Annotated in this window: 23 protein-coding genes; 4 read left to right on the top strand and 19 right to left on the bottom strand. The window is 60.4% G+C overall.

Annotated elements, in window-relative coordinates; all coding sequences use genetic code 11:
- Positions 1-13: 13 nt before the first annotated feature.
- Both AAEZ10_RS24620 and AAEZ10_RS24615 read left to right on the top strand, forming a co-directional pair.
- Entirely contained in the window at positions 14-703 is a 690-nt protein-coding gene (locus AAEZ10_RS24620; RefSeq protein ID WP_273525931.1) for an energy-coupling factor ABC transporter permease, read from the top strand.
- Between the two features lie 65 nt (positions 704-768).
- On the top strand, positions 769-984 hold the full coding sequence (locus AAEZ10_RS24615) for a hypothetical protein (RefSeq protein ID WP_016773148.1): 216 nt from the start codon (positions 769-771) through the stop codon (positions 982-984).
- A gap of 7 nt (positions 985-991) precedes the next feature.
- Here the strand turns inward: AAEZ10_RS24615 and yacG are convergent, their stop codons facing one another.
- Genes yacG through pilB form a run of 5 tightly spaced genes read right to left on the bottom strand, consistent with a single transcriptional unit; the run spans position 992 to position 5,603 of the window.
- Positions 992-1,192 (bottom strand): DNA gyrase inhibitor YacG, encoded by a 201-nt coding sequence (yacG, locus tag AAEZ10_RS24610; RefSeq protein WP_016773149.1) that lies wholly within the window; start codon positions 1,190-1,192, stop codon positions 992-994.
- Entirely contained in the window at positions 1,189-1,812 is a 624-nt protein-coding gene (gene coaE / locus AAEZ10_RS24605; protein WP_073475473.1) for a dephospho-CoA kinase, read from the bottom strand. The genes yacG and coaE overlap by 4 nt, the downstream gene beginning before the upstream one ends.
- Entirely contained in the window at positions 1,809-2,681 is an 873-nt protein-coding gene (locus tag AAEZ10_RS24600; protein WP_350571374.1) for a prepilin peptidase, read from the bottom strand. Before AAEZ10_RS24600 ends, coaE begins: the two co-directional genes overlap by 4 nt.
- Position 2,682: 1 nt before the next feature.
- Positions 2,683-3,900 carry a type II secretion system F family protein gene (locus tag AAEZ10_RS24595; RefSeq protein WP_041477818.1) on the bottom strand — a complete coding sequence of 406 codons (1,218 nt, stop codon included), beginning with the start codon at positions 3,898-3,900 and terminating at the stop codon, positions 2,683-2,685.
- A 2-nt stretch (positions 3,901-3,902) separates the two neighbouring features.
- Positions 3,903-5,603, bottom strand: a complete 1,701-nt coding sequence (gene pilB, locus AAEZ10_RS24590) for a type IV-A pilus assembly ATPase PilB (RefSeq protein ID WP_056790439.1) — start codon at positions 5,601-5,603, stop codon at positions 3,903-3,905.
- 226 nt (positions 5,604-5,829) lie between these two features.
- On the opposite strand from pilB, the gene AAEZ10_RS24585 reads away from it, so the two are divergent.
- Positions 5,830-6,246, top strand: a complete 417-nt coding sequence (locus AAEZ10_RS24585; RefSeq protein WP_071173630.1) for a pilin — start codon at positions 5,830-5,832, stop codon at positions 6,244-6,246.
- A 291-nt stretch (positions 6,247-6,537) separates the two neighbouring features.
- Entirely contained in the window at positions 6,538-6,891 is a 354-nt protein-coding gene (locus AAEZ10_RS24580) for a BON domain-containing protein (RefSeq protein WP_016773155.1), read from the top strand.
- 235 nt (positions 6,892-7,126) lie between these two features.
- Here the strand turns inward: AAEZ10_RS24580 and AAEZ10_RS24575 are convergent, their stop codons facing one another.
- The 14 genes from AAEZ10_RS24575 to dksA form a co-directional block, all read right to left on the bottom strand.
- Positions 7,127-7,426: a DUF2845 domain-containing protein gene (locus AAEZ10_RS24575; protein ID WP_350571371.1), complete on the bottom strand. Its 300-nt coding sequence runs from the start codon at positions 7,424-7,426 to the stop codon at positions 7,127-7,129.
- On the bottom strand, positions 7,423-10,374 hold the full coding sequence (locus AAEZ10_RS24570) for a DUF748 domain-containing protein (RefSeq protein ID WP_350571369.1): 2,952 nt from the start codon (positions 10,372-10,374) through the stop codon (positions 7,423-7,425). The genes AAEZ10_RS24575 and AAEZ10_RS24570 overlap by 4 nt, the downstream gene beginning before the upstream one ends.
- 222 nt (positions 10,375-10,596) lie before the next feature.
- The gene (locus tag AAEZ10_RS24565; protein ID WP_350571367.1) at positions 10,597-11,613 is read right to left on the bottom strand and encodes a class I SAM-dependent rRNA methyltransferase; all 1,017 of its coding nucleotides are present in this window, start codon (positions 11,611-11,613) and stop codon (positions 10,597-10,599) included.
- Positions 11,614-11,748: 135 nt separating this feature from the next.
- Positions 11,749-13,686, bottom strand: a complete 1,938-nt coding sequence (gene acs / locus AAEZ10_RS24560; RefSeq protein ID WP_273525939.1) for an acetate--CoA ligase — start codon at positions 13,684-13,686, stop codon at positions 11,749-11,751.
- A 200-nt stretch (positions 13,687-13,886) separates the two neighbouring features.
- Entirely contained in the window at positions 13,887-15,551 is a 1,665-nt protein-coding gene (gene pgi, locus AAEZ10_RS24555; protein WP_016773160.1) for a glucose-6-phosphate isomerase, read from the bottom strand.
- Between the two features lie 358 nt (positions 15,552-15,909).
- The gene (gene panC, locus AAEZ10_RS24550; protein WP_024014335.1) at positions 15,910-16,770 is read right to left on the bottom strand and encodes a pantoate--beta-alanine ligase; all 861 of its coding nucleotides are present in this window, start codon (positions 16,768-16,770) and stop codon (positions 15,910-15,912) included.
- Complete coding sequence (gene panB, locus AAEZ10_RS24545; RefSeq protein ID WP_350571364.1) at positions 16,767-17,567, bottom strand: 3-methyl-2-oxobutanoate hydroxymethyltransferase; 801 nt, start codon at positions 17,565-17,567, stop codon at positions 16,767-16,769. Before panB ends, panC begins: the two co-directional genes overlap by 4 nt.
- A 435-nt stretch (positions 17,568-18,002) precedes the next feature.
- The gene (gene folK / locus AAEZ10_RS24540; RefSeq protein ID WP_122506692.1) at positions 18,003-18,488 is read right to left on the bottom strand and encodes a 2-amino-4-hydroxy-6-hydroxymethyldihydropteridine diphosphokinase; all 486 of its coding nucleotides are present in this window, start codon (positions 18,486-18,488) and stop codon (positions 18,003-18,005) included.
- A 3-nt stretch (positions 18,489-18,491) separates the two neighbouring features.
- Positions 18,492-19,892: a polynucleotide adenylyltransferase PcnB gene (locus tag AAEZ10_RS24535; RefSeq protein ID WP_350571362.1), complete on the bottom strand. Its 1,401-nt coding sequence runs from the start codon at positions 19,890-19,892 to the stop codon at positions 18,492-18,494.
- 733 nt (positions 19,893-20,625) lie between these two features.
- The gene (locus AAEZ10_RS24530) at positions 20,626-22,062 is read right to left on the bottom strand and encodes a sigma-54-dependent transcriptional regulator (protein ID WP_071173622.1); all 1,437 of its coding nucleotides are present in this window, start codon (positions 22,060-22,062) and stop codon (positions 20,626-20,628) included.
- Positions 22,063-22,084: 22 nt separating this feature from the next.
- Positions 22,085-25,039: a sensor histidine kinase gene (locus tag AAEZ10_RS24525; protein WP_024014332.1), complete on the bottom strand. Its 2,955-nt coding sequence runs from the start codon at positions 25,037-25,039 to the stop codon at positions 22,085-22,087.
- Positions 25,023-25,199 carry a hypothetical protein gene (locus AAEZ10_RS24520; protein WP_003176118.1) on the bottom strand — a complete coding sequence of 59 codons (177 nt, stop codon included), beginning with the start codon at positions 25,197-25,199 and terminating at the stop codon, positions 25,023-25,025. Before AAEZ10_RS24520 ends, AAEZ10_RS24525 begins: the two co-directional genes overlap by 17 nt.
- A 77-nt stretch (positions 25,200-25,276) precedes the next feature.
- Positions 25,277-26,170, bottom strand: a complete 894-nt coding sequence (gene gluQRS / locus AAEZ10_RS24515; protein ID WP_071173621.1) for a tRNA glutamyl-Q(34) synthetase GluQRS — start codon at positions 26,168-26,170, stop codon at positions 25,277-25,279.
- 211 nt (positions 26,171-26,381) lie between these two features.
- Positions 26,382-26,825 (bottom strand): RNA polymerase-binding protein DksA, encoded by a 444-nt coding sequence (gene dksA, locus AAEZ10_RS24510; protein ID WP_073475455.1) that lies wholly within the window; start codon positions 26,823-26,825, stop codon positions 26,382-26,384.
- Between the last annotated feature and the right edge of the window lie 15 nt (positions 26,826-26,840).

The following is a 26,840-nucleotide window of genomic DNA, read 5'->3' as shown; positions in this document are numbered from 1 at the left end:
AGTTGAGGGAATCATGATCGGTGCCGAACTGCTGTCCTCGGCAAGCCTGACGCTCGGCTGGCTGATTTATCTGCCGGTGCTGCTCTGGGCGGTCATGCGTGCGCCATGGGTCGAGCTGTTCAGCGACAGTCGCCGGCAGCACTTGCTGTTCGGCACGGTGTTCGCGCTGTTTCTGCTGTGGCTGGTGCGCAGGGATTTCGACACCGGCGTGTCTTATCACTTCATCGGCATGACGGCGGTGACGCTGCTGCTCGATTGGCCGCTGGCGATCGTCGGCGGGCTGGTTGCGCAGATGGGGCTGGTGCTGCTGGGGCGTCAGGACCTGGCGGCGGTGGGCGTCAATGGCGCGTTGCTGATTCTGCTGCCAGTGCTGATCACCGAGTGCGTGGCGATTCTGGTCGAGCGTGCGCAGCCACGCAATCCATTCGTTTACATCTTCTGTTCCGGTTTCTTCGCCGCTGCGTTGTCAGGCCTGTTGTGCCTGATTCTGAGCCTGACGTTGCTGTGGTACGACGGCCTCTTCGCCATGCCGGAATGGCTGGAAGATTTCGTCGGCTACCTGTGGTTGCTGCTGTTTCCCGAGGCCTTTATCAACGGCATGGTTGTCAGTGCGTTGGTGGTGTTTTGCCCGGAATGGCTGGAGACCTTCAACCGCACCCGTTACCTTTCAGCGCCGTGGAAGGACGACGATCCGAAGTCTTGATCCACATCAAACCGGCCATGCCGCAGAGATTTCATGCTCGCGCAAATCCCTTCAGGAGCAGTGGCATGGGCGTTTACGAATGGGCGCGGCAGGAAACCCGGCAGAGTCTGGAACTGGCGCAGGAGGTGGGCTTTGACCCAGGCCTGAGTTTGCGCGCCCTGCTCAGCGCCGTGGTGCAGCAGAGCAAGGCAGTGCGCAATGCCGAAGACCTGGCCGACGAGTTGCGCTTTCTCGCGGAGAACCTCGACGACAGTCAGGACTACGGCTTTATGCGGCCCTGATCAGCGATCAGTGACGCGGATCGAAATCGCCGGAAAACAGCTCGTCTTCGGCATCCGGGGCGACCGGAATCTTGTGCTCTTCCGAGGCCCAGGCGCCGAGGTCGATCAGTTTGCAGCGATCGGAGCAGAACGGACGGAATTTGTTCGCCGGGGTGAATTCGACGGGGGCGCCGCAGGTCGGGCATTCAACGGTTGGAATCTGGCTCATGCTTGGCCTCCGGATAAAGTCAGATAAAAGTGATGCAGACGCTCGACCTCGCTGTGCAGCCAGGCGAGGTCGCGGTCGTTGACGATCACATCGTCGGCACGGCTCACGCGGTCTTCACGGCTCGATTGCGCCTTGAGGATCGCCTGCACCTGCGCTTCGCTGGCCTGGTCACGTTGCAAGGTGCGTTCGATCTGCAGTTGTTGCGGCGCATCGATGACCAGAATGCGCTGGGTCATCGCGTATTGCCCGGACTCGATCAGCAACGGTGACACCAGAATCGCGTAAGGCGATTTTGCCTGCGCCAGATGATCAGCGATTTCCTCGCCGATCAACGGATGCAGCAGCGCTTCGAGCCAACGTCGCTGTTCGGGGTCTTCAAAAATCAGTTTGCGCAGGGCGGCGCGGTCTAGCGTGCCATCGGACTGCAACACGCCGGAACCGAAATGCTCGGCGATTTTCGCCAGCGCCGGACGCCCCGGCTCGACTACCCAGCGCGCCGCATGATCGGCGTCCACCACGTGCACGCCGAGGTCAATGAAGTGCTGCGCCGCCGCGCTTTTGCCGCTGCCGATGCCGCCGGTCAGGCCGAGGATCCAGGGTTTTTCCACAGGGGTATTCATTTCAAACCGACAGACTGCCAATAGAAGTCGGTTATTTGACCACCCCAGAGCAAGGCAATCCAGCCGGCAATTGCCAGAAAGGGCCCGAAGGGGATCGGCGTCGAGGTTTCCTGGGCGCGCAGGCGCAGCATGACGACGCCCAAAATCGCCCCCACCAAGGACGATAGAAGGATCGTCAGCGGCAGAATCTGCCAGCCACCCCAAGCGCCAAGCAAGGCCAACAGCTTGAAATCGCCATGACCGATGCCGTCCTTGCCGGTGAGCAGTTTGAACAGCCAGAACACCGACCACAGCGCCAGATAACCCGCGACTGCGCCCCACAATGCATCGGGCAACGCCACGAACACGCCGAAGCTGTTGACGATCAGCCCCAGCCACAGCAGCGGCAGCACCAGCACATCGGGCAGCAACTGATGTTCGCAGTCGATCAGACTCATCGCCAGCAAGCCCCACGTCAGCAAAATCAGCAAGCTCGCCGGCCAGCCGAAGCCCAGATGCCAGGCGATGAATGCCGACAGCAGGCCGCAGGCCAGTTCGGTCAGCGGGTAACGTCTACTGATCGGCGCCGAACAGGCCGAGCAGCGCCCGCGCAGCAGCAGATAACTGAGCAGCGGAATGTTTTCCCACGGGCGGATCCGGTGTCCGCAATGCGGGCACGCGGAGTGCGGCAGCATCAGGTTGTAGGTCGGCACGGGCGTTTCGCTGGGCAGGCCGAGCACATCATGGGCCTGCTGCCGCCAGTCGCGCTCGAGCATTTTCGGCAAGCGCCAGACCACAACATTGAGGAAGCTGCCGACCACCAGCCCGAGCAGCAGCGCGCTGACCACAAAGGCCAGCGGATACTCGGCAAACAGTTCGTCGATAGGCATGTCAGATCGCTGAGCCGAGTTGGAAGATCGGCAGGTACATGGCCACCACCAGTCCACCGACGATGACCCCCAGCACCACCATGATGAACGGCTCCATCAGGCTGGTGAGGTTGTCGACCATGTTATCGACTTCCGCTTCATAAAAACCGGCGACCTTGTCGAGCATGTCATCCAGTGCCCCGGACTCCTCGCCGATGGCGGTCATCTGCACCGCCATGTTCGGAAACACACCGGTGCTGCGCATCGAGAAGTTGAGCTGCATGCCGGTCGAGACGTCCTGCCGCACCCGTAGCACCGCGCGCTTGAACACCACGTTGCCGGTGGCGCCCGCCACCGAATCCAGTGCTTCGACCAGCGGCACACCGGCGGCGAAAGTGGTCGACAGGGTGCGGGCAAAGCGTGCAACGGCGGACTTGTACATCAAGGTGCCCACCAGTGGCAGCTTCAGCAGCCAGGCATCGCGCCGGTCGCGCAGGGCCTGCGATGTCTTCAACGCGTGGCGAGTGCCGAAAAACGCTGCCACCAGTGCAAACAGAATCGCCCACCACCACTGCTGCATGAATTCCGACAGGCTGATGATCATCAGGGTGAAGCCCGGCAGTTCGGCGCCGAACCCGGAAAACACCGACTGGAACTGCGGCACCACCTTGACCAGCAGAATGCCGGTCACCACCGCCGCCACCAGCACCACGGCGGTGGGGTAGGTCATGGCTTTCTTGATCTTGGCCTTGAGCGCTTCGCTTTTTTCCTTATAGGTCGCGACCCGTTCGAGCAAGGTGTCGAGGGCACCGGACTGTTCGCCGGCGTCGACCAGGTTGCAGTACAACTCGTCGAAGTATTGCGGCTTCTTGCGCAGGGCCGTGGCGAAGCTGTTACCGGCGGCGACCTCCTGTTTGACCTCGTCGACCAGCTTGCGCATGGCCGGGTTTTCGAAGCCTTCGCCGATGATGTCGAAGGACTGCAACAGCGGCACGCCGGCCTTCATCATGGTCGCCATCTGCCGGGTGAACAGGGCGATGTCCTGCGGTTTGATGCGTTTGCCGAAGGTCAGCAGGGACGCGGATTTCTTGCGCACCTTGCCCGGGTTGATCCCTTGTTTGCGCAGCTGCGCCTTGATCAGTGCGGGGTTCTGCCCGCTCAACTCGCCGCTGACTTTACTGCCTTTGCGGTCGGTGCCTTCCCAGGCGTAAACGCTGACTTTCGCTGCCTTGACCGCCATGTTCAATCCTTGGTGACCCGGTTGATTTCCTCAAGGCTGGTGATGCCTTGCATGGCCTTGTGCAGCCCGGAGGTGCGCAGATCGGCGAAACCGTCGCGGCGCATCTGAATGTCGATTTCCAGCGAATTGCCTTCGGCCATGATCAACCGTTGCAGGTCCGGTGTGTTCTTTACCACTTCATAAATCCCCACGCGTCCTTTGTAACCGCCGTTGCAGTGATCGCAACCGACCGGCTCGTAGATCGTGAAATGGCCGATGCGTTCCTCGGGGAAGCCTTCCTTGAGCAAGGTTTCGTGGGGGATTTCCAGCGGCCGCTTGCAGTGCGCGCACAATTTGCGCGCCAGACGCTGGGCGATGATCAGGCTGACCGAGGTGGCAATGTTGAAACCGGGAATGCCCATGTTGTGCAGGCGCGTGAGGGTTTCCGCCGCGCTGTTGGTGTGCAGGGTCGACAGCACCAGGTGGCCGGTCTGCGCGGCCTTGATCGCGATCTCGGCGGTTTCCAGATCGCGGATCTCGCCGACCATGATCACGTCCGGGTCCTGACGCAGAAACGAGCGCAGCGCCTGGGCAAAGTCCAGCCCTTGGCGGGGATTGACGTTGACCTGGTTGATGCCCTCCATGTTGATTTCCACCGGGTCTTCGGCGGTGGAAATATTGATGTCGACGGTGTTGAGGATATTCAGCCCGGTGTACAGCGACACGGTTTTACCGGAGCCGGTGGGGCCGGTGACCAGAATCATTCCTTGCGGCTGTTTCAGCGCGGCCAGGTACAAGGCTTTTTGTTCGGCCTCGTAGCCCAGCGCATCGATGCCCATTTGTGCACTGGACGGGTCGAGAATCCGGATCACCACTTTTTCGCCCCACAGAGTCGGCAGGGTGTTGACGCGAAAATCGATGGATTTGCTTTTCGACAGGCGCATTTTGATGCGGCCGTCCTGAGGTTTGCGCCGTTCCGAGATATCCAGACTGGCCATTACCTTCAAGCGCGCGGCAATGCGCCCGGCCAACTGGATCGGCGGCTTGGCCACCTCGCGCAGCATGCCGTCGGTGCGCATGCGCACCCGATAGTTTTTTTCGTAGGGTTCGAAATGCAGGTCGGAAGAGCCGCTTTTGATCGCATCGAGCAGCATCTTGTGCACAAAACGTACGACCGGGGCGTCGTCGGCATCGAGGCCGCCGATCACGTCCTGTTTGTTGTCATCAATGGACTCGACGTCGAGGCCGTCGAGATCGACATCGGCCATTTCCTCCAGGCCCGAGGCATGGCTGTCGAAGAACTTGTCGATGGCGTCGCTGAGCTTGTCGTCCTCCACCAGAATCGCTTCGGTGCTCAGGCCGGTGCTGAACTGGATGTCGCTGATCGCCTGCTGATTGCTTGGGTCGGAAAGGCCCACGAACAGTTTGTTGCCGCGCCGCCAGAGGGGCAGGGCGCAGTGCTGGCGAACCAGTTTCTCACTGACCAGACCCTTGGGCTGAGTCTCTTTGTCGAGGCAATGCAGATCGAGCAGGGCCATGCCGAAATGTTCCGAGGCGATCTCGGCAATTTGCCGGCTGTTGACCAGTTTGTTGTGCACCAGGTAATTGACCAGCGACACGCGATTGCGCTGGGCCTGCGCCCAGGATTGCCGGGCGCTTGTTTCCGTGAGCAGTTCGGCCTGGACCAATTGCTTGGCCAGACCGCTCAGAGCGATGTCATTCATGGGGATTCCGCACGCTTGCCGTTCATGACTTATAGCCTAGTCAAGTGACAGCGCCAAACACGGCCGGTGCAGGTGACAAAAAGTGTCAGATAGTGCGGTTGCGGGTTGTAGGAAACGGCGCAGGCGATTGCGCGCGCCCAGCAGGCGGGGCCTGAAAGGCGTTGGCATGGGCTGTGCTGAGCCTTGTTCAGATCATGAGATTTCGACTCATGCATGGAGCGTGTCTATGAAAAAACAACAAGGTTTCACATTGATCGAGCTGCTGATCGTTGTGGCGATCATCGGCATTCTGGCGACTATCGCCCTGCCGCAGTATTCGAAGTATCAGGCGCGGTCGAAGGTGACGGCGGGTATTGCCGAAGTTTCCGCCCTCAAAGTCAATTTCGAAGACGTGATCAACGCGGGATCTGGTGATCCAACTTTGGCTAACGTCAACGCAAACGTAGGTGCCACTCAAAACTGCACAATGGGTGTGAGTGGCAAAGTGGCTGACGGTACCGGGACGATTACTTGCAAGTTGCTTAATGCTCCGGCTCCGGTTCTTGGCCAGACGATCACCTTGACTCGTAGTGCGACCGCGGGTTGGTCTTGCGGCTTCTCCGGTTCCAAGGAATACACGACGACCAGTTGCCCTGGCGTTTAACTGAGTACAAAGCGAATGCCCCGCACTGCGGGGCATTTTCGTATGGTCACCAGTCTACAAAAGCTCCAATAATTTCAGCAGCTTATGAACTTTCCAAAAAACCGCAACTTGCATGCGAAGATTGAGCGAGTCATGCATTTTGCATGAAAATGAAAATTGGCATTTTTCATAACTCATTGTTTTTAAAAGAATTTATATGGCAAAAAAAGTTGGCACAGCGTTCGCAATATATCCGGTAACCCTGCTGACAAGCGTTACAGCAGACTTCCAGTAAAAACAGGAGTTACTCGTATGAAGAAGTTCGCTATCACTGCCGCTGCTACCGCTCTGACCCTGACCATGGCTGGTGGCGCTTTCGCCCAGTCCGCTCAGGCTACCCAAGCGCCAATGGTTCTGGCTGCCGGTGAAGTTACCGAAATGAAACAAGATACCAGCGACACCTGGATCACCACCAAGGTCAAAGCTGACCTGGTTACCGAAAAAGGCATTCCAGGCACCGACATCAAAGTCGAAACCAACAAGGGTGTAGTTTCCCTGTCGTCGACCACTGCGGTAACCGAGTCGCAGAAAGAAGTCGCCGTTGGCATTGCCAAGAAAATCAAAGGCGTTAAAGCGGTCTCCGCTGACGGCCTGAAAGCCGAGTAAGGCAAGACTTCTCGCCTGAACCGGGAGAAGACGCGACAGACGGGCCGAGCAATACGTCTGCCGCAACTTTAGAGTTCATGCGAACGGTCACACGGATGTGACCATTACAGGCCCCGGCACTTGTGTCGGGGCCTGTTCTATTTGGAGAATCAAAAGATCGCAGCCTTCGGCAGCTCCTACAGGGAAATGCATTCCAAATGTAGGAGCTGCCGAAGGCTGCGATCTTTTGCTCTTCTCAGTTACCGCGTTTGCTGTTGATCTGCCGCAGGCGATTGCCTTCGAAGCGCAGGTATTGATACATGCCGTTGTTCGGGCCGTAGGTCCATTCCTCGACCTGAAACTCTTCGCGGCGATTGGCACTGCGCTTGTAGCCGAGCACGTCGCGACTGACCGGCTCGCCACATTTCTGCAGCACCTCGCTTGTGCGGTCGCCGAGGCTGATCAATTGGCTGCCGCAGCGCAATGTATCCGAAGCCGACGCATGGCAGGCGGCGCAGGTCAGAGCGAGCGCCATCAACCATTTACGCACGGTCATTCGGCATCCAGGTGCATTTGCGTGACCACGCGGCCATCGCTTTCGGCCTCGCCGAGGTTGGCGTCGATGAAATACACGCGGTCATCCTCGAGCTTGCCCTTGTCGACCAGGTAATCCTTGATGGTGCTGGCGCGGTCCTGGCCCAACTGGCGCAACAGCACCTCGCTGCCACTCCAGAATGCGATCACGCCCTGGCGCATATTCGCCGTGCGTTCTTCCTTGCCCAGATCTTTCCATTCTGCCGGTGGCTGGGTTTTCAGGCGGGTGCGGTAGATGCCTTCGAGCAACGCGCCTTTCTCGCTTTCGGGCACTTGCAGCAGCGAGGCCTGGGCCGGAACTTTGTCGCCACGGCGCTGGAGCATCTTGTAGTAGTTGTACTGATATTCGCGTTCCAGACGTTGCTCGGCCAGCAGTGGCCCATCGCTGCTCTTCGCAGCAGTGCCTTCGATTTCCAGGCGCAGCGCCGGACGTTCCTTGAGTGCCTGCGACAGTTTCACCAGCGCCGCTTCGGCGTCTTTGCTCAGATCGCTGGAGCCCGGCGCGAAGGACACCGTGCCGAGGTCTTCGGAGCCGCCGCCACTGACCAGCCCGCCGATCATTTTGAACGGTGCGGCGGCCGCTTTGACGATCAAATTGCGCAGGGTTTGCCAGACGATCGGCATCACGCTGAACTGTGGATTATTCAGGTCGCCGGTCACCGGCAATTCGATGGAGATCTTGCCGTCGACGTCCTTGAGCAGGGCGATCGCCAGTTTCAGCGGCAGACTCACTGCATCAGGGCTGTCGACCTTCTCGCCCAGTTGCAATTGCTCGACCACGACTTTGTTGTCGGCTTTCAATTGGCCCTTGGTAATCAGGTAGTGCAGATCTAGGTTGAGCCGGCCCTTGCGGATGCGGTAGCCGGCGAATTTGCCGGAGTAGGGCGTCAGGGTCGTCAGTTCGACGCGCTTGAAACTGGTGGCGATGTCGAGGCTGGCCATCGGGTCGAACGGATTGACCGCACCCTTGATGGTCACCGGCGCATAACGGTCGACCTTGCCTTTGATGTCGACGCTGGCCGGTTTCGCCTGACGACTGTCGATGGTGCCGATCTGGCCGTTGAGCTGCTGCACGGCGGTGGCGAAATTCGGCGTCAGGCTGAAGTCGGCGAAGTTGGCCGAACCATCGTTGATCGCAATCGCGCCGATGTGAATGCCCAGTGGTTTGTCCTTGCCGGCCGGTTTGGCTGCGGTGCTTTGTGCTCCGCTGTCGGCCGGTTGCGGGATCAGCAGGTCGTCGACGTTGGTGGTGCGATCGTCGTTGATCATGAAGCGCACATACGGCTGCAACAGGTTGACCTTGTCGATCGACAGGCTGTCGCCGTGCTGATAGTTGATGCCGTCGACCACTACTTGCTGCCATTTGAGAAAATCGCGGGTCTTGAGCGTATCGAGGGTGTGCAGTTGATCAATCTGCGCGCGGCCGGTGACGCTGAGGGCCAGTGGTTCGGTGCTTTTCAGGTTGACCTTGAGGTCACTGCCGAGCATGCCGCTGCGCAGTTCCAGACGAATGAACGGGTTGATATAGGACTGCGCGACACGCAAGTCGACGTCCTGGGTTTTCACGTTGAGCTGCGCGTTGACCGGGGCCAGATTGACCGTGCCGTCGGCGCTGATCTTGCCTTGCTTGCCCAGGCCGCTGTCGAGCTTGAGCTTGAAAGGCGAGCCGTTGAGGCTGTCGAAATCCTGCAGATCGACGTTCAGCGGAGTGATGTCCAGCGCTACCGCCGGTTGCGCCGAGCGGTCGGCCAGATGAACCGTGTAGTTGCGCAGTTGCACATCTTTGACCAGCACCTGCCATGGCTTGCTCGGGGCGCTTGGCTCAGGTTTCGGCGAGTCGGCGGCGGCAGGTGTTTCCGCCGGTTCGGCAGCGGCTTTGGCAGCCGGTTTCGACGGTTGGCTGGCGAACAACTTCTGCCAGTCCAGTTGGCCGTCGGCTTCCAGCGCCGCCCAGGTTTCCAGTTTGTTGCTGCGGATCTTGCCGACCACCACTTGCTGCTTGGCCAGGTCCAGCGAGGTTTCGCTGACGTCGAGGAGTTCGAGCCTGGCCAGCGGACGTCCGTCCGGAGCCTTGACGGCGAACGGCGCAATGCTCACCGCGACGTTGTTCAGCAGCAGTTCGGTCTGTTTCGACAGGTTGAGCTTGTACTCGGTGCTGAGGCTGACCACGCCGTTTTCCAGCACTAGCGGCACGGCGTCGCGCACGTAGGGCCAGAAGGATTTCATCTGGCCATCGGTGACTTTCAGGGTGCCTTCGGAGGTGAACGGGATCAGGCTGAAATTGCCGGTCCAGTCGATCCGCCCGCCAGCGGGGCCGATGGCGACGAGGGTCATGTCGGCGCTGTCCTCGGGCAGGGTACTGAGGTTTTTCAGCTCGAAACTGAGGTCGTCGTAAAGAAATTCGATCGGCTCGCTGGGCCGCATATCCTCGAAATGCACCACGCCGCCGGCCAGTTTGATGTTGTCGATACGCAGCGGGAATGGCTTGGCGTCGGGATCGGCGGGTGTCGGCTCGCTCGGCGGCACGTTGAACAGGCCGAGCAGGTTGAGCTTGCCGTCCTTGGCGAAGAGGATTTCGCTTTTGGGTTTGTCCAGTTCGATGTCGGACAGATGCAGCGCTTTGGTCCACAGGCTGTCGATTTGCAGGTTGGCATAGAGGCGATCGAAGCCGACCTGCTCCTTGCCCGGCTCGCCGATCACCAGCCCCCACAGGGTGACCTCAAGGCTGAAGGGGTTGAGTTCGATGCGCTGCAGATGCGCCGGCATCGTCGCGTAGTTCGCCAGTTGCTGGTTGGCCACGCGCAAGGCAATGCCCGGCAGGATCAGAAACCCCAGCAGGCTGTAGAGGGCCAGGGCTGTCAGCAGTGCGCCAATCGCGCGAATCAATCCTTTGGGCATGTGCGGCTTCATCTGTCTGAATCGGAGTGCCTTGGAGTATGGCACGCGATTCTGGTTCCGAAGTGCTTGATGTGGGACAGGATTGTTCAGAAATTTCTGTAGGAACAGATCTCCCTTGTGGGAGCGAGCCTGCTCGCGAATGCGCTGGTTCAGTGAAAAACAAGTCGACTGACACTGCGCTTTCGCGAGCAGGCTCGCTCCCACAGGGAAATGTAATCGCTCATGCCGGAGGGATCACAGCTGCAAGATCAGCGTCTTCAACGGTGGCTGCTGGTCCCGCGAGGGGAAGTCGGCGCCCGGGGTCATCACGCTCCATTCGCGCACCGGGCGGCCGGCCTTTTCGGCGCAGCGCAGCACTTGTTCGCGCCAGTCGTCCATGCTGACTTTCGCCAGGTTGTTGCAGCAGATCAGCACGCCATTGTCGGCGGTGGTCAGCAGCGCCGGTTTGAGCAGGCTCTGATAATCGCGCAGCAAATCGACGGTGCCGAACGCACTTTTGGCCCACGCCGGCGGATCGAGCAGGACCAGATCGTATTGGCGCTGTTCGAGGCGCTGATAGCTCGGCAACTTCTGCCCGCGCCGCACGCTGATCGGCAGGCCAGCAAGCTGACGGATCGCCGGGAAGTAATCGGACTGAATGAATTGCATCTCCGGCAGTTGCGGGTTGAGCAAACCATTCTCGCGACCGACCGCCAGATTGCCCTCGGCAAAATCGAGGTTGCACACCTCACGTGCACCGCCGGCCGCTGCACTGAGGCCAACGCCGCAGGTGTAGGCGAACAGGTTGAGCACGCTTTTGCCTTGCGCGTGATCCTTGACCCAGCCACGGGTGTTGCGCAGGTCGAGGAACAGTAGCGGATCCTGCCCGGCATGACGCCCGCGCACGCGGTAGTTCAGGCCCCATTCATGCCCGACCAGATCCGCCAGTGCGGCGTCATCGGCTTTATAGACGCTGTCCTCGCGATCGATCCGCGAGTTGCCACGGGAGCGGTCGTTGTAGACCAGCAGGCTGTCGAAGCCCAGCGTCTGGTTGACCATGGCGTGCAGTTGCAGCAGATCATCACGTTCGAGCGTCTGGTGAAAACTCTGCACCAGCAGTTGCGGGCCGTAGCGGTCGATGGTCAGGCCGCCGGCGCCTTCCTGGCTGCCATGGAACAGCCGATAGCAATCGGTGCCCCGGCTGTGCAGCGCAGCGAGCAGGTCCTGGCGTTGATCGAGGGCGGCGCGCAGCGCCTGATTCAAGGAAGACATGCGGGCGCCTTGCTGAAAAAACGCGAAGCTTAGCAGTCGGGGAGCTACAAGCGGCAAGTTTCTAGCTGCAAGCTAAAAGCGAAAAGCTGCGCGGACCGCTTTAGCTTGCAGCTTGTAGCTAGAAACTTGCAGCTCTCAAGTATTGAGCCGCTTGTCGACGAGGTCCTGCACCACACTCGGATCAGCCAGCGTCGAAGTATCGCCAAGGCTGTCGAGCTCATTGCATGCAATCTTGCGCAGAATACGCCGCATGATCTTGCCCGAGCGGGTCTTCGGCAATGCCGGCGCCCACTGGATCAGGTCCGGTTTGGCGAAGCTGCCGATCTCCTTGCTGACATGCGCCAGCAGGTCTTTCTTCAGCTCTTCGTTGGCCTCGGTGCCGTTCATTGGCGTGACGAACGCGTAGATGCCCTGACCTTTGACGTCGTGGGGATAACCAACCACGGCGGCCTCGGCGATGCTGTCGTGCAGCACCAGGGCGCTTTCCACTTCGGCGGTGCCGATGCGGTGGCCGGAAACGTTGATCACGTCGTCGATGCGTCCGGTGATCCAGTAATCGCCGTCCTCGTCGCGGCGGGCGCCGTCGCCGGTGAAGTAATAGCCGGGGTAGGGTTTGAAGTAGGTGTCGATCATCCGCTGCGGATCGCCGTAGACGCTGCGAATCTGCGCCGGCCAGCTCGATTTGATCGCCAGCACGCCACTGCCGGCGCCTTTGATTTCCTTGCCGACTTCGTCAAGCAGCACCGGTTGCACGCCAAACATCGGTTGCGTCGCGCAGCCCGGTTTGATCCGTTGCGCGCTGACCAGCGGGCTGAGCATGATGCCGCCGGTTTCGGTCTGCCACCACGTGTCGACAATCGGGCAGCGCTGTTCACCGACAGCATTGAAGTACCATTCCCACGCTTCCGGGTTGATCGGCTCACCGACGCTGCCGAGCAATCTGAGGCTGGCGCGCGACGTTTCCTTCAGCGGTCCGGCGCCTTCGCGCATCAGCGCGCGCAGGGCGGTCGGTGCGGTGTAGAAAATGTTGACCTTGTGCTTGTCGATGACCTGCCAGAAGCGCGAACTGCTCGGGTAGCTCGGCACGCCTTCGAACATCAGTGTGGTCGCACCGTTGGCCAGCGGCCCGTAGACGATGTAACTGTGGCCGGTGACCCAGCCGACGTCGGCGGTGCACCAGAACACTTCGCCGTCGCGGTAATCCAGCACGTACTTGAAGGTCATTGCTGCTTGCAGCAGATAGCCGCCGGTGGTGTGCAGCACGCCTTTGGGTTTGCCGGTGCTGCCGGAGGTGTAGAGGATGAACAGCGGGTCTTCAGCGTCCATCGGTTCCGGCGGGCAGTCGTCGCTGACCTCACGCACGGCCTGGTGGTACCAGAGGTCACGGCCCTCGACCCAATCGACCTGGCCCTGCGTGCGCTCGACCACCACCACGGTGCTGACCTTCGGGCAACTTTGCAGGGCTTTGTCGACGTTGTTTTTCAGCGGCACGAAGCGGCCGCCGCGCACGCCTTCATCGGCCGTGATCACGGTACGGCAGTCGGCGTCGAGGATTCGATCACGCAAGGAATCCGGGGAAAATCCGCCAAACACTACCGAATGGATCGCACCGATTCGCGCGCAGGCGAGCATGGCGTAGGCGGCTTCGGGGATCATCGGCATGTAGATGCACACCCGATCGCCTTTCTTCACGCCACGGCTTTTCAGTACGTTGGCCAGACGGCAGACGTGGTGATGGAGTTTGTTGTAAGTGATCTGCGCCGATTCGGCAGGATCGTCGCCTTCCCAAAGCAGGGCGGTCTGCTCGCCGCGTTGCTTGAGGTGACGGTCGATGCAGTTGTAGCTGACGTTGAGCTTGCCGCCGGCAAACCAGGCCGCTTCACCGGTCTTCAGGTCATAGCGCTGAACGGTCTGCCACGGCGTGCTCCAATCGAGGAAGCGCGTGGCCTGCTCGGCCCAGAAGGCGCTGGGGTGTTCAATCGATTCGCGGTACAGGCGCCGATACTCGTCCTGGCTCAACTGAGCGGCCTGGCGCACGGCATCGGCTTTGGGGAACGTGCTGATATCGAACATGACGGTTCCTTATTCTTGTGGTGCGACACGAATAAAGATGCGCCGAGCGCTGCACAGGTTCAAGTCATGCGCCAAAACAACTGTGGGAGCGAGCCTGCTCGCGAAGGCGGCGGATCAGTCAACACAGTGTTGAATGACGCACCGATTTCGCGAGCAGGCTCGCTCCCACAGGGGAACAGCGTTGTGCCCGAAGGCTTTTATCAGCCGCGATGACGCCCGCGGAAGTAGTTGATCAGGCCTTGAGTCGAGGCATCGTCAGCCACGGTCTCGTCGCTGCCGACCAGGCGGTTGTAGACGCCTTTGCCCAATTCCTTGCCCAGTTCCACACCCCACTGGTCGAAGGCGTTGATGCCCCAGACCACGCTTTGTACGAACACTTTGTGCTCATACATCGCAACCAGGGCGCCGAGGCGACGCGGGCTGATGCGTTCGACCACCAGGGTGTTGCTCGGACGATTGCCCGGGATCACCTTGTGCGGCGCAAGTTTGCGCACGTCGTCTTCGCCCATGCCTTTGTCGCGCAGTTCGGCTTCAGCTTCCGGCAGGGTCTTGCCGAGCATCAGCGCCTGGCTCTGCGACAGGCAGTTGGCGTACAGCCACTGGTGATGGTCGGAAACCGGGTTGAAGCTGACGATCGGCACGATGAAGTCGGCCGGGATCAGTTGGGTGCCCTGGTGCAGCAACTGGTGATAAGCGTGCTGACCGTTGCAGCCGACGCCGCCCCAGATCACCGGGCCGGTATCGGTCGACACCGAGGTGCCGTCCTGACGCACGCTCTTGCCGTTGGACTCCATGTCCAGCTGTTGCAAGTGCTTGGTGATGTTGCGCAGGTAGTGGTCGTACGGCAGGATCGCGTGGCTTTGCGCACCCCAGAAGTTGCCATACCAGACGCCGAGCAGGGCCAGCAGCACCGGCATGTTCTGTTCGAACGGCGCGGTCTGGAAATGCTGGTCCATGGTGTAGGCACCGGACAGCAGTTCCTTGAAGTTGGACATGCCGATGGCCAGCGCAATCGGCAAACCGATCGCCGACCACAGCGAGTAACGCCCGCCGACCCAGTCCCACATCGGGAAGATGTTTTCTTCGCGAATCCCGAAAGCCACAGCGGCGGCGTTGTTGCTCGACACAGCGATGAAGTGGCGATACAGCTCGGCTTCCGAGCCGCCCTGCGCCAGGTACCAGGCGCGTGCGGCCTGCGCGTTCTTCAGGGTTTCGAGGGTGTTGAACGACTTCGACGAAACGATGAACAGCGTGGTCTCGGCGCGCAGTTTCTGCGTCAGCTCGTGGAATTCGCTGCCGTCGATGTTTGCCAGATAGTGGCAACGTACGCCTTTCTGCGCGTAGGACAGCAGTGCTTCGGAGACCAGCTCGGGACCGAGGAACGAACCACCGATACCGATATTGACCACGTCGGTGATCGGCTTCTCGGTGTAACCACGCCACAAGCCATCGTGGATGCGGCCGACCAGATCGGTGATCTGGTTCAGCACCTTGTGCACTTCCGGCATCACGTTGACGCCGTTGACCGACAACTTGTCGCCGACCGGGCGGCGCAGGGCGGTGTGCAGTGCCGGGCGGCCTTCGGAGGCGTTGACGATTTCGCCGTCGAACAGCGCTTTGATCGCGCCCTTCAGATCGACTTCATTGGCCAGGCCCACGAGCAGGTTGCGGGTCTCGGCGTTGATCAAATTCTTCGAATAATCGAGAAACAGACCGCAGCTACTGAGGGTGAACTGATTGAAACGCTGCGGATCGGCGTTGAAGGCTTCGCGCATGCTGAAATCCTGCATGGCTTGGCGGTGATCTTTCAACGCTTGCCAGGCGGGCAGAGCGGTAACGTCGTGAGGAGTGCGGTAGTACGCCATCGCTGCGGTTTTCCTTTTTACTTGAACGGCCTTTTGAACACGGTACAGATCAACCACGAGTTTTAGCGCATGGGATCAACTGCGTCGACACGAGATCTGGACACAGGGCGAATACAGTAAACCTCGCGCTGCGTTCTGTCTTGACTTTGTCTGACCAGATCCCTGTACTTTTTTAACATCCGTTGAGGAATCTGGCCGACAAACGGAGGTGCCCGGAACACTTTCGCCCAACCGGCATGCACCGAAAACACCTGTGGGAGCGAGCCTGCTCGTGAAGGCGTGGTGTCAGGCAACTTATAAGTCGCTGATACACCGCCTTGGCGAGCAGATTCGCTCCCACAGGGAAATTTGTTGCTGCTTAAATCGGGCTATCGAGATTCAGGTGCAGGTTGTCGATCAGCCGCGTAGTGCCGAGGAACGCTGCCGCCAGAATCACCAGATCGCGATCCTCCGCCGTCGCCGGACGCAAGGTCAGGCCATGACGGATTTCCAGATAGTCCGGACGCAGCCCCGCCGCTTCCAGCACCTGCAGCTGTGCAGCGATCAGCGCCGGGTAATCGCGCTCACCTTGCTTGATCGCTTCGGCAATGCTGCTCAGCACGCGATAGACCACCGGTGCCACGGCGCGCTGGTCTTCATTGAGGAAGCCGTTGCGCGACGACAGTGCCAAGCCATCCGCTGCACGCACGGTCGGCTCGCCGATGATCTGGATCGGCATGTTCAGGTCATGCACCAGTGCGCGGATCACCGCCAGTTGCTGGTAATCCTTCTGGCCGAAGATCGCCAGATCCGGCTGGACCATGTTGAACAGCTTGCTGACCACCGTCGCCACACCTTCGAAGTGCCCCGGACGGCTGGCGCCACACAGGCCTTCGGACAATTGCGGCACGCTGACCCGTGTTTGCCCGGCCATGCCGTCCGGGTACATCTCTTCAACCGTCGGCGCGAACAGCAGGTCGCAACCGGCTTCGAGGAGTTTTTCCTGATCGGCAGCGAGGGTGCGTGGGTATTTGTCGAGGTCTTCGCCGGCGCCGAATTGCAACGGATTGACGAAAATACTCGCGACGACGAAATCGACTCGCTGGGTAGCTTTGGTGATCAATGCGACGTGGCCGCTGTGCAGGTTGCCCATGGTCGGCACGAAGCCGATGCGCTTGCCTTCACTGCGCGCGCGGGCGACGGCGGCGCGCAGTTCGCGTACGGTTTTGACGGTGTTCATGCAGAGAATCCGTGTTCGATGCCGGGGAACGTGGTGGCTTTGACTTCGCTGACGTAAGCCTTCAGCGCGGCCTGGATGCTGTCCTGACCTTGCATGAAGTTCTTGACGAATTTGGGTACGCGGCCGGTGATCGACAGGCCGAGCATGTCGTGCAATACCAGCACCTGGCCGTCGGTGGCGTTGCCGGCACCGATACCGATCACCGGAATGCTCACGGCCTGGCTGATTTCTGCCGCCAGTTCGCTCGGCACGCACTCAAGCAACAGCATGGCCGCACCGGCCTGCTCCAGCGCGATCGCATCGGCACGCATCTGCCGCGCCTGATTCTCGTTGCGGCCCTGCACTTTATAGCCACCGAGGATGTTCACTGCTTGCGGGGTCAGGCCCATGTGCGCGCACACCGGCACACCGCGCTCGGCGAGCAGACGGATCGACTCCGCCAGCCACAGCTGACCTTCGACCTTGACCATGTGTGCGCCGGCCTGCATCAGCATGGCGCTGTTGTTCATGGTCTGTTCGAGGGTGGCGTTGGCCATGAACGGCAGGTCGGCGAGGATCAGGGCATCGCCATTGCCACGCTTGACGCTGGCGACGTGATAGGCCATTTCCGCCGTGGTCACCGGCAGGGTGCTGTCATGACCCTGCAGAACCATGCCGAGGGAGTCGCCGACCAGCAGCACTTCGACACCGGCCTCGTTGCAGGCGTGGGCGAAGGTCGCGTCATAGCAGGTCAGCATGGTGATTTTTTCACCTTTCTGCTTGAGGCTCTGGAGCGTGGTCAGGGTGATGGCTGGCATGTAAAAAATCCTCGTTCAGGCGCTCTGGAAACTGCTGCGAGTCACGCGCGTGATTCTTCATCTACTCAGGCGCACGGTCTTGTGTCGTGCTTTGAAAGGCCTGGATTGCGCCCGTTCATGCCGGGTTGGCGGCAGCGGGACGCCTATAGTCGTGATGAGCCAACAGGAAGTCAATTGCGTGTGTTACCGCCTTGTTACGCGGGGGGTGTTACCGGCGTTACTGATGCGATTCAGCGGCGCGGCGGGCCTGATTCGGGGGATTTTTGTCTGACAAAAACTGGAGATTGGCAGGTGACCTGTGGCGAGGGGATTTATCCCCGTTGGACTGCGAAGCAGGCCCAAATCTGACCAAGCTGTACACAACATGGGGCCGCTCCGCGACCCAACGGGGATAAATCCCCTCGCCACACAACCACATTTCACAGAAGATTTTTGTCAGGGCTGGGAGAGGCGTTCGAGGCCGACGAACGGGCAGGCGGCCAGCAGCTCTGTCAGCGTGCGGCCATCGGCGAGACGCAGATCCTGCGGCGCCAGCTCAGCCAAGGGATAGAGAACGAACGCCCGCTCCTGAATCTGGTAATGCGGGACCTTCAGCCGTGGCTCATCGATCAGGCGATCGCCGAACAGCAGAATATCCAGATCCAGCGTGCGTGGCCCCCAGCGCTCAAGACGCTCGCGGCCCTGAGCATTTTCGATCGCTTGCAAGGCGTCGAGCAGCTCGATCGGTGCGAGCGAACTGTCGATCGCGGCGACGGCGTTGGTGTAACGCGGCTGGCCCGGCAGCAGCGAATCGCTTTGATAAAAGGCTGAGACGCCGGCAAGACTCGTCTGCGGCAATTGCCCCAGCGCCGCGATGGCGCTGCGCAACTGGTCGGCCGGGTCAGCGAGGTTGCTGCCCAGGCCGATGTAGATGCGTTCCATCGCTTACTCGCCCGTCGCGCTCGAAGCACCGGCGCGCTTGCGCTTGGAACCGCCGCTGCGGCGACGTTTGCGCGGTGTGCCGCTGGCATCGTCACCCTTGCCGCTGAGATCGCGGATCATGTCACGACGCTCGCTGTCGTTGGCGTCCTGATAATCGGTCCACCATTCGCCGAGGCCATCGGTTTCCTCGCCGGCGCTTTCACGCAGCAGCAGGAAGTCGTAACCGGCACGGAAGCGCGGGTTGTCCAGCAACAGATCGGCGCGTTTGCCGCTGCGGCGTGGCAGGCGTTCCTGCATGTCCCAGATTTCGCGGATCGGCATGGTGAAGCGCTTCGGAATTGCGATGCGCTGGCACTGTTCGGCGATCAGCTCATGAGCCGCTTCCTGCATCGCCGGAATTGGCGGCATGCCGCGTTCCTGCAGACGCAACACTCGCGCCGGCAGCGCCGGCCAGAGCAGGGCGGCAAAGAGGAACGCCGGGGTTACCGGTTTGTTCTGCTTGATGCGCAGGTCGGTGTTGGTCAGTGCTTCGCTGATCAGCGTGTGGGTGTATTCCGGGTTGTATTCCAGCGCCTCGGCACTGGCCGGGAACAGCGGGGCGAACAGTTGCAGATCAACCAGCATTTCAAAGGTGATCGCGCCGTGCCCGGAGAGGAACAGCTTGAGCACTTCTTCGAACAGCCGCGCCGACGGAATCTCGCGCAGCATCGGCGCCAGCTCACGGATCGGCTGCACGGTGTGCTTCTCAATGCCGAAGTTGAGCTTGGCGGCGAAACGCACGGCCCGCAGCATGCGCACCGGGTCTTCCTGGTAACGCTGCTTCGGGTCGCCGATCAGGCGGATCAGGTGATTGCGGATGTCGTGCACGCCGTTGGCGTAATCGAGAATGCGCTCGCTGACCGGATCGTAATACAGAGCATTGATGGTGAAGTCGCGGCGTTGCGCGTCTTCTTCCAGGGTGCCGTAGACGTTGTCGCGCAGAATCCGCCCGCTCTCGTTGCGCGAAGACTGGTTGCTGTCTTCCTCGTCTTCGTTGACCGGGTGATTGGCGCGGAAGGTCGCGACTTCAATGATTTCGCGACCGAAATGGATGTGCACCAGCTTGAACCGGCGGCCGATGATCCGCGCATTGCGGAATTCGGCACGCACCTGCTCGGGGGTGGCACTGGTGGCGACGTCGAAGTCCTTGGGCGTGATGCCCAGCAGCATGTCACGCACGCAACCACCGACCAGATAAGCCTGGTAACCGGCACCTTGCAGGCGTTCGACGATATTCACCGCATAGCGGCTGAACTGCGTTTTCTGCAGCGAATGTTGGCCGCTGTTGAGCACTTCAGGGGTGCTGCGGATGTGTTGCGTACGACGCACGGGAGTTCGGAATGACTGGAACAGCTTCTTCAGCATGGGATGCACTGTTTGAAGGAATGTTCGGCCATACCAAAAGAATGACCGCATGATGGGCGCAGATTCTAGCATTTAGTCGGGGGATGGTGTAGGACGCAGCAGATATGAGCTGCAAGCCCCAAGCTACAAGGGTCGAGCGAGGAAAACGGGGGGATTTCACGGAAGGGAGAAACTACAAGGGGAGCCGAAGCTCCCCAAGAAGTAGTTGCGTGCTCTTTTTATTATTGATTCGGGCTTCTTGTTTTTGTTGAGTGCCCTCGCCACGAAGTGTTTCCTTCGTGACCCTCCCAATCGGGAGCCAAGAGCAAACGGATTGCTTTGGTCGCTGAATTGCAGTGATCTGTCGATCCAACCAGTACAGGCTCTGTCTTAGGACAGTTTTTGTTGTTCTCGGCCTGGTCGTGGGGCAAGCCCCAAATACAACGCCTCTCCAAAAGAATCAGTTAGCTGCGCCTCTCGCCGTCTTGTTTTTATTGTGCGTGAGTCGATTCGTCTTATTTTTATTGTCTTGTGCATTGCTTGTTATTGTTCTTGTACCAAACATATAGCAGGGTGCGTGCCAACTTTTGCCAAGCCCAGTAAAACAAGGGGTTAGGTCGATACAACCGTTTTGCAGGGGCGAAAAAAAGCCGGGGTTTCGTTACCGATAACCCCGGCTTCTGTTACGTGAATCGACTGCGGTAACAGTTTTTTCACATTGTCATGCGTTACCCGCGCACGCGGTGGGTAACGCTCAGCTCTCGCTGGCAACCCCGGTCTTGCGTCGTGGAATGCCCAGACGCTGGCGGCGTTCCCACAGGCATTTGCGGCTGACGCCCAGTTTGCGTGCCAGTTCGGTCTCGGTCATATGGTCCTGATGCTCGAGGACGAAGTGCTGGAAATAGTCTTCCAGCGACAGATCCTCGGTCGGCTCATGGCTGCTGTTGCTGGCGTTACCGCCGGTTTGCGGCGGCAGGCCGATGAACTCGTCGTCTTCCAGATCGCTCAGCTCGATGTCGATGCCCAGCAGGTCGGCCGAGATCTCCGGGCTTTCGCTGAGAATCACCGCGCGCTCGACAGCGTTTTCCAGCTCACGGACGTTACCCGGCCAGGAATAGTGCCGGATCGCCTGTTCGGCATCGGCGGCGAATTTCAGGTCGGTGCGATTGATCCGCGCGCTCTGGCGAGCGAGGAAGGCATTGGCGATTTCGTTGACGTCGGCGCCACGCTCGCGCAGCGGCGGCAGCTTCAGGGCAATCACGTGCAGACGGTAATAAAGGTCTTCACGGAACTGACCGATTTTCGCCAGGCTCTTCAGATCGCGGTGAGTTGCAGCGATCAGGCGCACATCGACTTTCTGCGACTGCACCGAACCTACGCGGCGGATCTCGCCCTCCTGCAGAACCCGCAGCAAGCGAGCCTGGGCTTCGAGGGGCAGTTCGCCGATCTCATCGAGAAACAAGGTGCCGCCGTCCGCCGCTTCAACCAGACCGGCGCGACCGGCGCTGGCGCCGGTGAACGCGCCTTTCTCGTGGCCGAACAGTTCTGATTCGATCAGGCTTTCCGGAATCGCCGCGCAGTTCACCGAAATCATCGGCGCCTTGGCGCGTTTCGACAGATTGTGCAGGGCACGGGCCACCAGTTCTTTACCGGTACCGGACTCACCCTGAATCAACACGTTGGAGTCGGTTGGCGCGACTTTGCGGATCTTGCTGTACAGGTCCTGCATCGGTGGGCAGGAGCCGATGATGCCAATTTCACCATTGCTGTTATCCACAGCAGCTTTGCCATTGCCGGCGGCAGGCTTGCTCGCCGTGGCTTCGCCGGCAGCCGGCACTGACTGGCGATCACGCAGGATCCGCGCAACCGCCTGGAGCATTTCATCGTGGTCGAACGGCTTGGCGATGTAATCGACCGCGCCCATTTTCATCGAGTCGACCGCCGAGCGCAGGCTGGCGTAACTGGTCATGATCAGCACCGGCGTGCCCTGGCCGAGCTTGATCAGCTCGGTGCCCGGAGCGCCCGGCAGGCGCAGGTCGCTTACGATCAGATCGAACGTAGGAATGGTGAAGCGTTCTTGTGCTTCCTGCACTGATCCGGCTTCGCTGACCTGGTACTGGTTGCGTTCCAGCAGGCGGCGCAAGGCGGAGCGGATAATGGTTTCGTCTTCGACGATCAAAATGTGCGGCATTGATTCGATACTCTCGACGGTCTCAGTTCACAGCGGACGTCGCTTCGACATGACGCGGTAAGGTCACCCGGATACGGGTGCCGCGTTGGCTTTGTACATCAGCCGGGCTGTCGATGGTGATTTGTCCATAATGCTCTTCAACGATGGAATAGACCAGTGCAAGGCCCAGACCGGTGCCTTCACCCGGATCCTTGGTGGTGAAGAAAGGTTCGAACAATCGGTCCATGATGCTCGACGGAATACCACTGCCTTCGTCTTCGACGATCAGATCGACCGTGTGTTCGCCGGCTTCGCTCTTGACCCGTACCGCACTGTGCGGCGGCGAGGCGTCGCGGGCGTTGGAGAGCAGATTGATTAGCACCTGGGCAAGCCGTTGCGGGTCGCCTTCGACCCAATGGTCGGGATCGCACAGGTTGTAGAACTGCACTTCGAAATTGCGTCGGTTCAGCGCCAGCAGGCCGATGGCGTCCTGCGCGACTTCGGCCAGACACACTGGTTCGTCGTTGTGCTGATGACTGCCGGCATGGGCGAAGCTCATCAGCGACTGGACGATGCGCGAGACGCGTTTGGTCTGCTCAAGAATCTGCCCGCTGATTTCCGTCAGCTCGCCGTCGTCTTCACGCTCTTCGCGCAGGTTCTGCGCCAGGCAGGCGATGCCGGTGATCGGGTTGCCGATTTCGTGGGCCACCCCCGCTGCGAGTCGACCGATGCTGGCCAGCCGTTCGGAATGCACCAGTTTGTCTTCGAGCATTTGCGTTTCGGTCAAATCCTCGACCAGTAACACCAGACCACTGTTACCCGGGGCCAACGGCTCGTCGATTGCCGCTTTGTGCAGATTCAGCCAGCGGGTCTGACCATCGAGGGCCAGATGCTGTTTGTGCAAATGCTCGTCGGGCAGGTTGATGAAGCCTTGCAGCAGTTCTTTCCACGGGTTGGCGATGGTACTCAGACGCGAACCGACCACTCGCTGCGCGGCGATGCCGGTCAGCTCTTCCATGGCCTTGTTCCACATCAGGATCTCCTGATCCTTGGCCAGCGAGCAGACGCCCATCGGCAGTTCCTGCAAGGTCTGGCGGTGGTAGCGGCGCAGGGCATCGAGCTCGGCGGCCAGGCCGGTGAGGCGCGAGTGATAATCCTCGAGACGGCTTTCAATGAAGTGGATGTCTTCGGTGACATAGTTTTCGCCGCCAGCCTTATAGGGCAGGAAGGTTTCCACCATATCCTGCGCAACGCTCGGGCCCATCAGGCCGGACAGGTTGGCCTCAATGCGGTCGCGCAACCGGCGCAAGGCATACGGCCGGCGTTCATCGAAGGGCAGATACAAGTCGCGCAGCGCTTGCTCGACTTCTTTCTGCGCAGCCTTGGCACCCAGCGGCTTGGCCAGTTGCGTGGCGAACTCCTGCGGCGAGGCGGCGTGCAGTTCGCGGCGTTGCGGGCGCCGCACGTTATCCACCGCACAGGCTTCGGCGGCGCTGGCTTCTTCCGGGCTGGCGTTGGTGAACAGTGAGATCAGGGTGAACATCAGCACGTTGGCCGCCAGCGAGGCGATGGCCGCCATGTGCCAACTGGTATCGTCGAGCACGTAGATCATGTTCAACAGCGGGATATAGAAACCCTGCAGATTGCCGACCAGCGGCAGCAGCATGGTCACCACCCAGACCGTGATCCCCGCCAGCAGACCGGCAATGAAACCGCGGCGGTTGGCGGTCGGCCAGTACAGCACCGACAACACCCCGGGCAGAAATTGCAGGGTCGCCACGAACGCGACGATGCCGAGGTTGGCCAGATCCTGTTCGACGCCGAGCATCAGGTAGAAACCGAAACCGGCCATGATGATCGCCACGATCAGCGCCCGACGGGTCCATTTCAGCCAGCGGTAGATGTTGCCTTCGGCCGGCGGTTGATAAAGCGGCAGCACCAGATGGTTCAGCGCCATGCCCGACAAGGCCAGGGTGGTGACGATGATCAGGCCACTGGCGGCGGACAGGCCACCGACATAGGCGAGCAAGGCCAGCGGTTTGCTGTTGGCGGCGATGCCGATGCCGAGGGTGAAATATTCCGGGTCGGTGGTGGCGCCGAGTTTCAGCCCGGCCCAGAGAATCAGCGGTACGGCGAGACTCATCAACAGCAGAAACAACGGCAGGCCCCAACTGGCGCTGACCAGCGAGCGCGGATTGAGGTTTTCCGTAAAGGTCATGTGATACATGTGCGGCATCACGATCGCCGAGGCAAAGAACACCAGCAGCAGCGTGCGCCACGGACCTTCCTGCAACGGCGTGTGCAGGGCGGCGAGGGCGGTCTGGTTTTGCAGCAGCCACAGTTCGAGCTGTTGCGGGCCGTCGAACACGCCATACAGCGCGTACAGGCCAACGCCGCCGAGAGCGATCAGTTTGATGATCGATTCGAAGGCAATCGCGAACACCAGCCCTTCATGTTTCTCGCGCGTGGCGATGTGCCGGGAACCGAAGAAGATCGTGAACAGAATAATCAGCGCACAGAACGCCAGCGCCACGCGGCTCTGCACACGTTCGCCGGTGAGAATGCCGATCGAGTCGGCCACGGCCTGAATCTGCAAGGCAAGCAATGGCAAGACGCCAATCAGCATGAAAATCGTGGTCAGCGCACCGGCCCAGGTGCTGCGAAAGCGGAAGGCAAACAGATCGGCCAGCGACGACAGTTGATAGGTGCGGGTGATCTTCAGGATCGGATAGAGCAGCACCGGCGCCAGCAGGAATGCACCGGACACGCCGAGATAACTGGACAGAAAGCCGTAACCGTACTGATAGGCCAGGCCCACCGTGCCGTAGAACGCCCAGGCGCTGGCGTAAACCCCCAGCGACAGGGTGTAGGTCAACGGGTGGCGAATGATCGCGCGCGGGATCATGCCCCGTTCGCTGACCCAGGCCACGCCGAACAGCGCCGCCAGGTACGCGGCGCTGATCAGGATCATCTGGGTCAGACTAAAGCTCATCGGCATCTTTTTGGCTCTGCAGGATGAAGGTCACGACAATCAGGATCAGCCAGAGCAGATAAGGGCGATACCAGGCGCCCGTCGCGTCGATCCACCAATCCATGATGGCGGGGGAGAACAGGTAGATCCCGACGACCAAAAGCAGGACCAAGCGATAGATGTACATCCCGGCCTCTCTTTTTTATGCGCGTGCCCGAAAACGTGCGGCGATGGTAACGGATGGGCGCGCGACTGCAAGTGTCGTCATTGCAGTTGCGCTTCGGGCAGGGTCAATGTGCGCGGGATCCGGTCGGCATCCCAATGCGCGCTGCCCCAGGCCAGCAGTTCGCGCGGCGAAGCGTGAGCCAGTTCGGTGCCGGGATTCTGCCCCAGCGCGCGCAAGGCCCGCAGCAGCAACGGCGTGGCCTGATCGGCTTCGAGCGGCGGCGAGCGGTAGGACTTGCCGAGTTTGTTGCCGTCCGGCTGGGTGATCAGCGGCAGGTGCAGATAGCGCGGCTGTTTCAGACCGAGCAGTTCTTGCAGGTACAGCTGACGCGGCGTCGAATCGAGCAGGTCGGCGCCACGCACGATGTCGGTGATGCCTTGCCAGGCGTCATCGAGCACCACCGCCAATTGATAAGCGTAGAGACCATCGCGCCGACGGATGACGAAGTCGCCGACGTCGCGGCCCAGGTGCTGGCGGTATTCGCCCTGCACGCGATCAATGAAGTGGTATTCCAGCTCCGGCACGCGCAGGCGGATCGCGGCGTCGTGCTGATCATGCCCGGCGTTGCGGCAAAACCCCGGATAAATCCCGTGATAGGGCTCCAGTTGTTTGCGCGAGCAGGTGCAGGCGTAGGCCAGGCCATGATTGAACAGGCTGTCGAGCACTTCGGCGTAGGCAGCGTGCCGATCGCTCTGGCGGACCATTTCGCCGTCCCATTCGAAGCCGTAGCTTTCCAGCGCCTTGAGAATCGCCGCTTGCGCACCGGGCTCTTCGCGCGGCGGATCGAGATCTTCCATGCGCACCAGCCAGCTCCCACCGACGGAGCGGGCGTCGAGATAGGACGCCAACGCAGCGACCAGCGAACCGAAGTGCAGGTGGCCACTGGGGGTGGGGGCGAAGCGGCCGATGTAGGCGGGGGATTTGGCAGTCATGGAGGCGATAAAAGCTATTCAGAATTTATGCAGGGTATTCCTGTGGGAGCGAGCCTGCTCGCGAAAGCGCTGTGTCAGTCAATAATGAGCTGTCTGAAAGGACGCTTTCGCGAGCAGGCTCGCTCCCACAGGGGCAGAAGCAAGTACGGCAGGCGAAGAGCAGAAACAAAAACGGAGCGTTCGCACGCTCCGTTTTTCGTTCAGGTCGAGATTACTTGCCGACCTGCTTTTCCTTGATTTCCGCCAGGGTCTTGCAGTCGATGCACAGATCCGCTGTCGGGCGGGCTTCGAGGCGCTTGACGCCAATCTCGATGCCGCAGGACTCGCACCAGCCGTACTCTTCGTCTTCGATCAGTTGCAGGGTCTTGTCGATTTTCTTGATCAGCTTGCGCTCGCGGTCGCGGGCGCGCAGTTCGAGGGAGAACTCTTCTTCCTGGCTGGCACGGTCGGCCGGGTCAGGGAAGTTGGCCGCTTCGTCTTTCATGTGGCCAACCGTGCGGTCGACTTCCTGCATCAAGTCCAGTTTCCACTTGTTCAGAATCTTGGTGAAGTGCGCGCGCATTGGAGCGCCCATGTACTCTTCACCCGCCTTCTGAACGTAAGGTTCGAAGCCGCTGATCGTGTCTTTCTGCTGTTGCTTTGCTTGGGTGGACATGAAATAGACCGCCTC

Source organism: Pseudomonas sp. H26/SER47-MNA-CIBAN-0231 (genome assembly GCF_040310465.1).
In the GTDB taxonomy this organism is placed as follows: Bacteria; Pseudomonadota; Gammaproteobacteria; order Pseudomonadales; family Pseudomonadaceae; genus Aquipseudomonas; species Aquipseudomonas atacamensis.
This window is presented reverse-complemented; position numbering and strand designations above follow the sequence as displayed.

What these genes read in the sequence shown, in the direction of transcription:
- AAEZ10_RS24530 (WP_071173622.1), bottom strand. Translation starts at nt 22,062, where the DNA reads ATGCCGCACATTTTGATCGTCGAAGACGAAACCATTATCCGCTCCGCC.
- AAEZ10_RS24595 (WP_041477818.1), bottom strand. Translation starts at nt 3,900, where the DNA reads ATGGCGGTCAAGGCAGCGAAAGTCAGCGTTTACGCCTGGGAAGGCACC.
- dksA (WP_073475455.1), bottom strand. Translation starts at nt 26,825, where the DNA reads ATGTCCACCCAAGCAAAGCAACAGCAGAAAGACACGATCAGCGGCTTC.
- AAEZ10_RS24580 (WP_016773155.1), top strand. Translation starts at nt 6,538, where the DNA reads ATGAAGAAGTTCGCTATCACTGCCGCTGCTACCGCTCTGACCCTGACC.
- AAEZ10_RS24575 (WP_350571371.1), bottom strand. Translation starts at nt 7,426, where the DNA reads ATGACCGTGCGTAAATGGTTGATGGCGCTCGCTCTGACCTGCGCCGCC.
- panC (WP_024014335.1), bottom strand. Translation starts at nt 16,770, where the DNA reads ATGAACACCGTCAAAACCGTACGCGAACTGCGCGCCGCCGTCGCCCGC.
- pilB (WP_056790439.1), bottom strand. Translation starts at nt 5,603, where the DNA reads ATGAATGACATCGCTCTGAGCGGTCTGGCCAAGCAATTGGTCCAGGCC.
- AAEZ10_RS24570 (WP_350571369.1), bottom strand. Translation starts at nt 10,374, where the DNA reads ATGAAGCCGCACATGCCCAAAGGATTGATTCGCGCGATTGGCGCACTG.
- AAEZ10_RS24535 (WP_350571362.1), bottom strand. Translation starts at nt 19,892, where the DNA reads ATGCTGAAGAAGCTGTTCCAGTCATTCCGAACTCCCGTGCGTCGTACG.
- AAEZ10_RS24585 (WP_071173630.1), top strand. Translation starts at nt 5,830, where the DNA reads ATGAAAAAACAACAAGGTTTCACATTGATCGAGCTGCTGATCGTTGTG.
- gluQRS (WP_071173621.1), bottom strand. Translation starts at nt 26,170, where the DNA reads ATGACTGCCAAATCCCCCGCCTACATCGGCCGCTTCGCCCCCACCCCC.
- folK (WP_122506692.1), bottom strand. Translation starts at nt 18,488, where the DNA reads ATGGAACGCATCTACATCGGCCTGGGCAGCAACCTCGCTGACCCGGCC.
- pgi (WP_016773160.1), bottom strand. Translation starts at nt 15,551, where the DNA reads ATGGCGTACTACCGCACTCCTCACGACGTTACCGCTCTGCCCGCCTGG.
- yacG (WP_016773149.1), bottom strand. Translation starts at nt 1,192, where the DNA reads ATGAGCCAGATTCCAACCGTTGAATGCCCGACCTGCGGCGCCCCCGTC.
- panB (WP_350571364.1), bottom strand. Translation starts at nt 17,567, where the DNA reads ATGCCAGCCATCACCCTGACCACGCTCCAGAGCCTCAAGCAGAAAGGT.
- AAEZ10_RS24620 (WP_273525931.1), top strand. Translation starts at nt 14, where the DNA reads ATGATCGGTGCCGAACTGCTGTCCTCGGCAAGCCTGACGCTCGGCTGG.
- AAEZ10_RS24565 (WP_350571367.1), bottom strand. Translation starts at nt 11,613, where the DNA reads ATGTCTTCCTTGAATCAGGCGCTGCGCGCCGCCCTCGATCAACGCCAG.
- AAEZ10_RS24525 (WP_024014332.1), bottom strand. Translation starts at nt 25,039, where the DNA reads ATGCCGATGAGCTTTAGTCTGACCCAGATGATCCTGATCAGCGCCGCG.
- AAEZ10_RS24520 (WP_003176118.1), bottom strand. Translation starts at nt 25,199, where the DNA reads ATGTACATCTATCGCTTGGTCCTGCTTTTGGTCGTCGGGATCTACCTG.
- AAEZ10_RS24600 (WP_350571374.1), bottom strand. Translation starts at nt 2,681, where the DNA reads ATGCCTATCGACGAACTGTTTGCCGAGTATCCGCTGGCCTTTGTGGTC.
- coaE (WP_073475473.1), bottom strand. Translation starts at nt 1,812, where the DNA reads ATGAATACCCCTGTGGAAAAACCCTGGATCCTCGGCCTGACCGGCGGC.
- AAEZ10_RS24615 (WP_016773148.1), top strand. Translation starts at nt 769, where the DNA reads ATGGGCGTTTACGAATGGGCGCGGCAGGAAACCCGGCAGAGTCTGGAA.
- acs (WP_273525939.1), bottom strand. Translation starts at nt 13,686, where the DNA reads ATGTTCGATATCAGCACGTTCCCCAAAGCCGATGCCGTGCGCCAGGCC.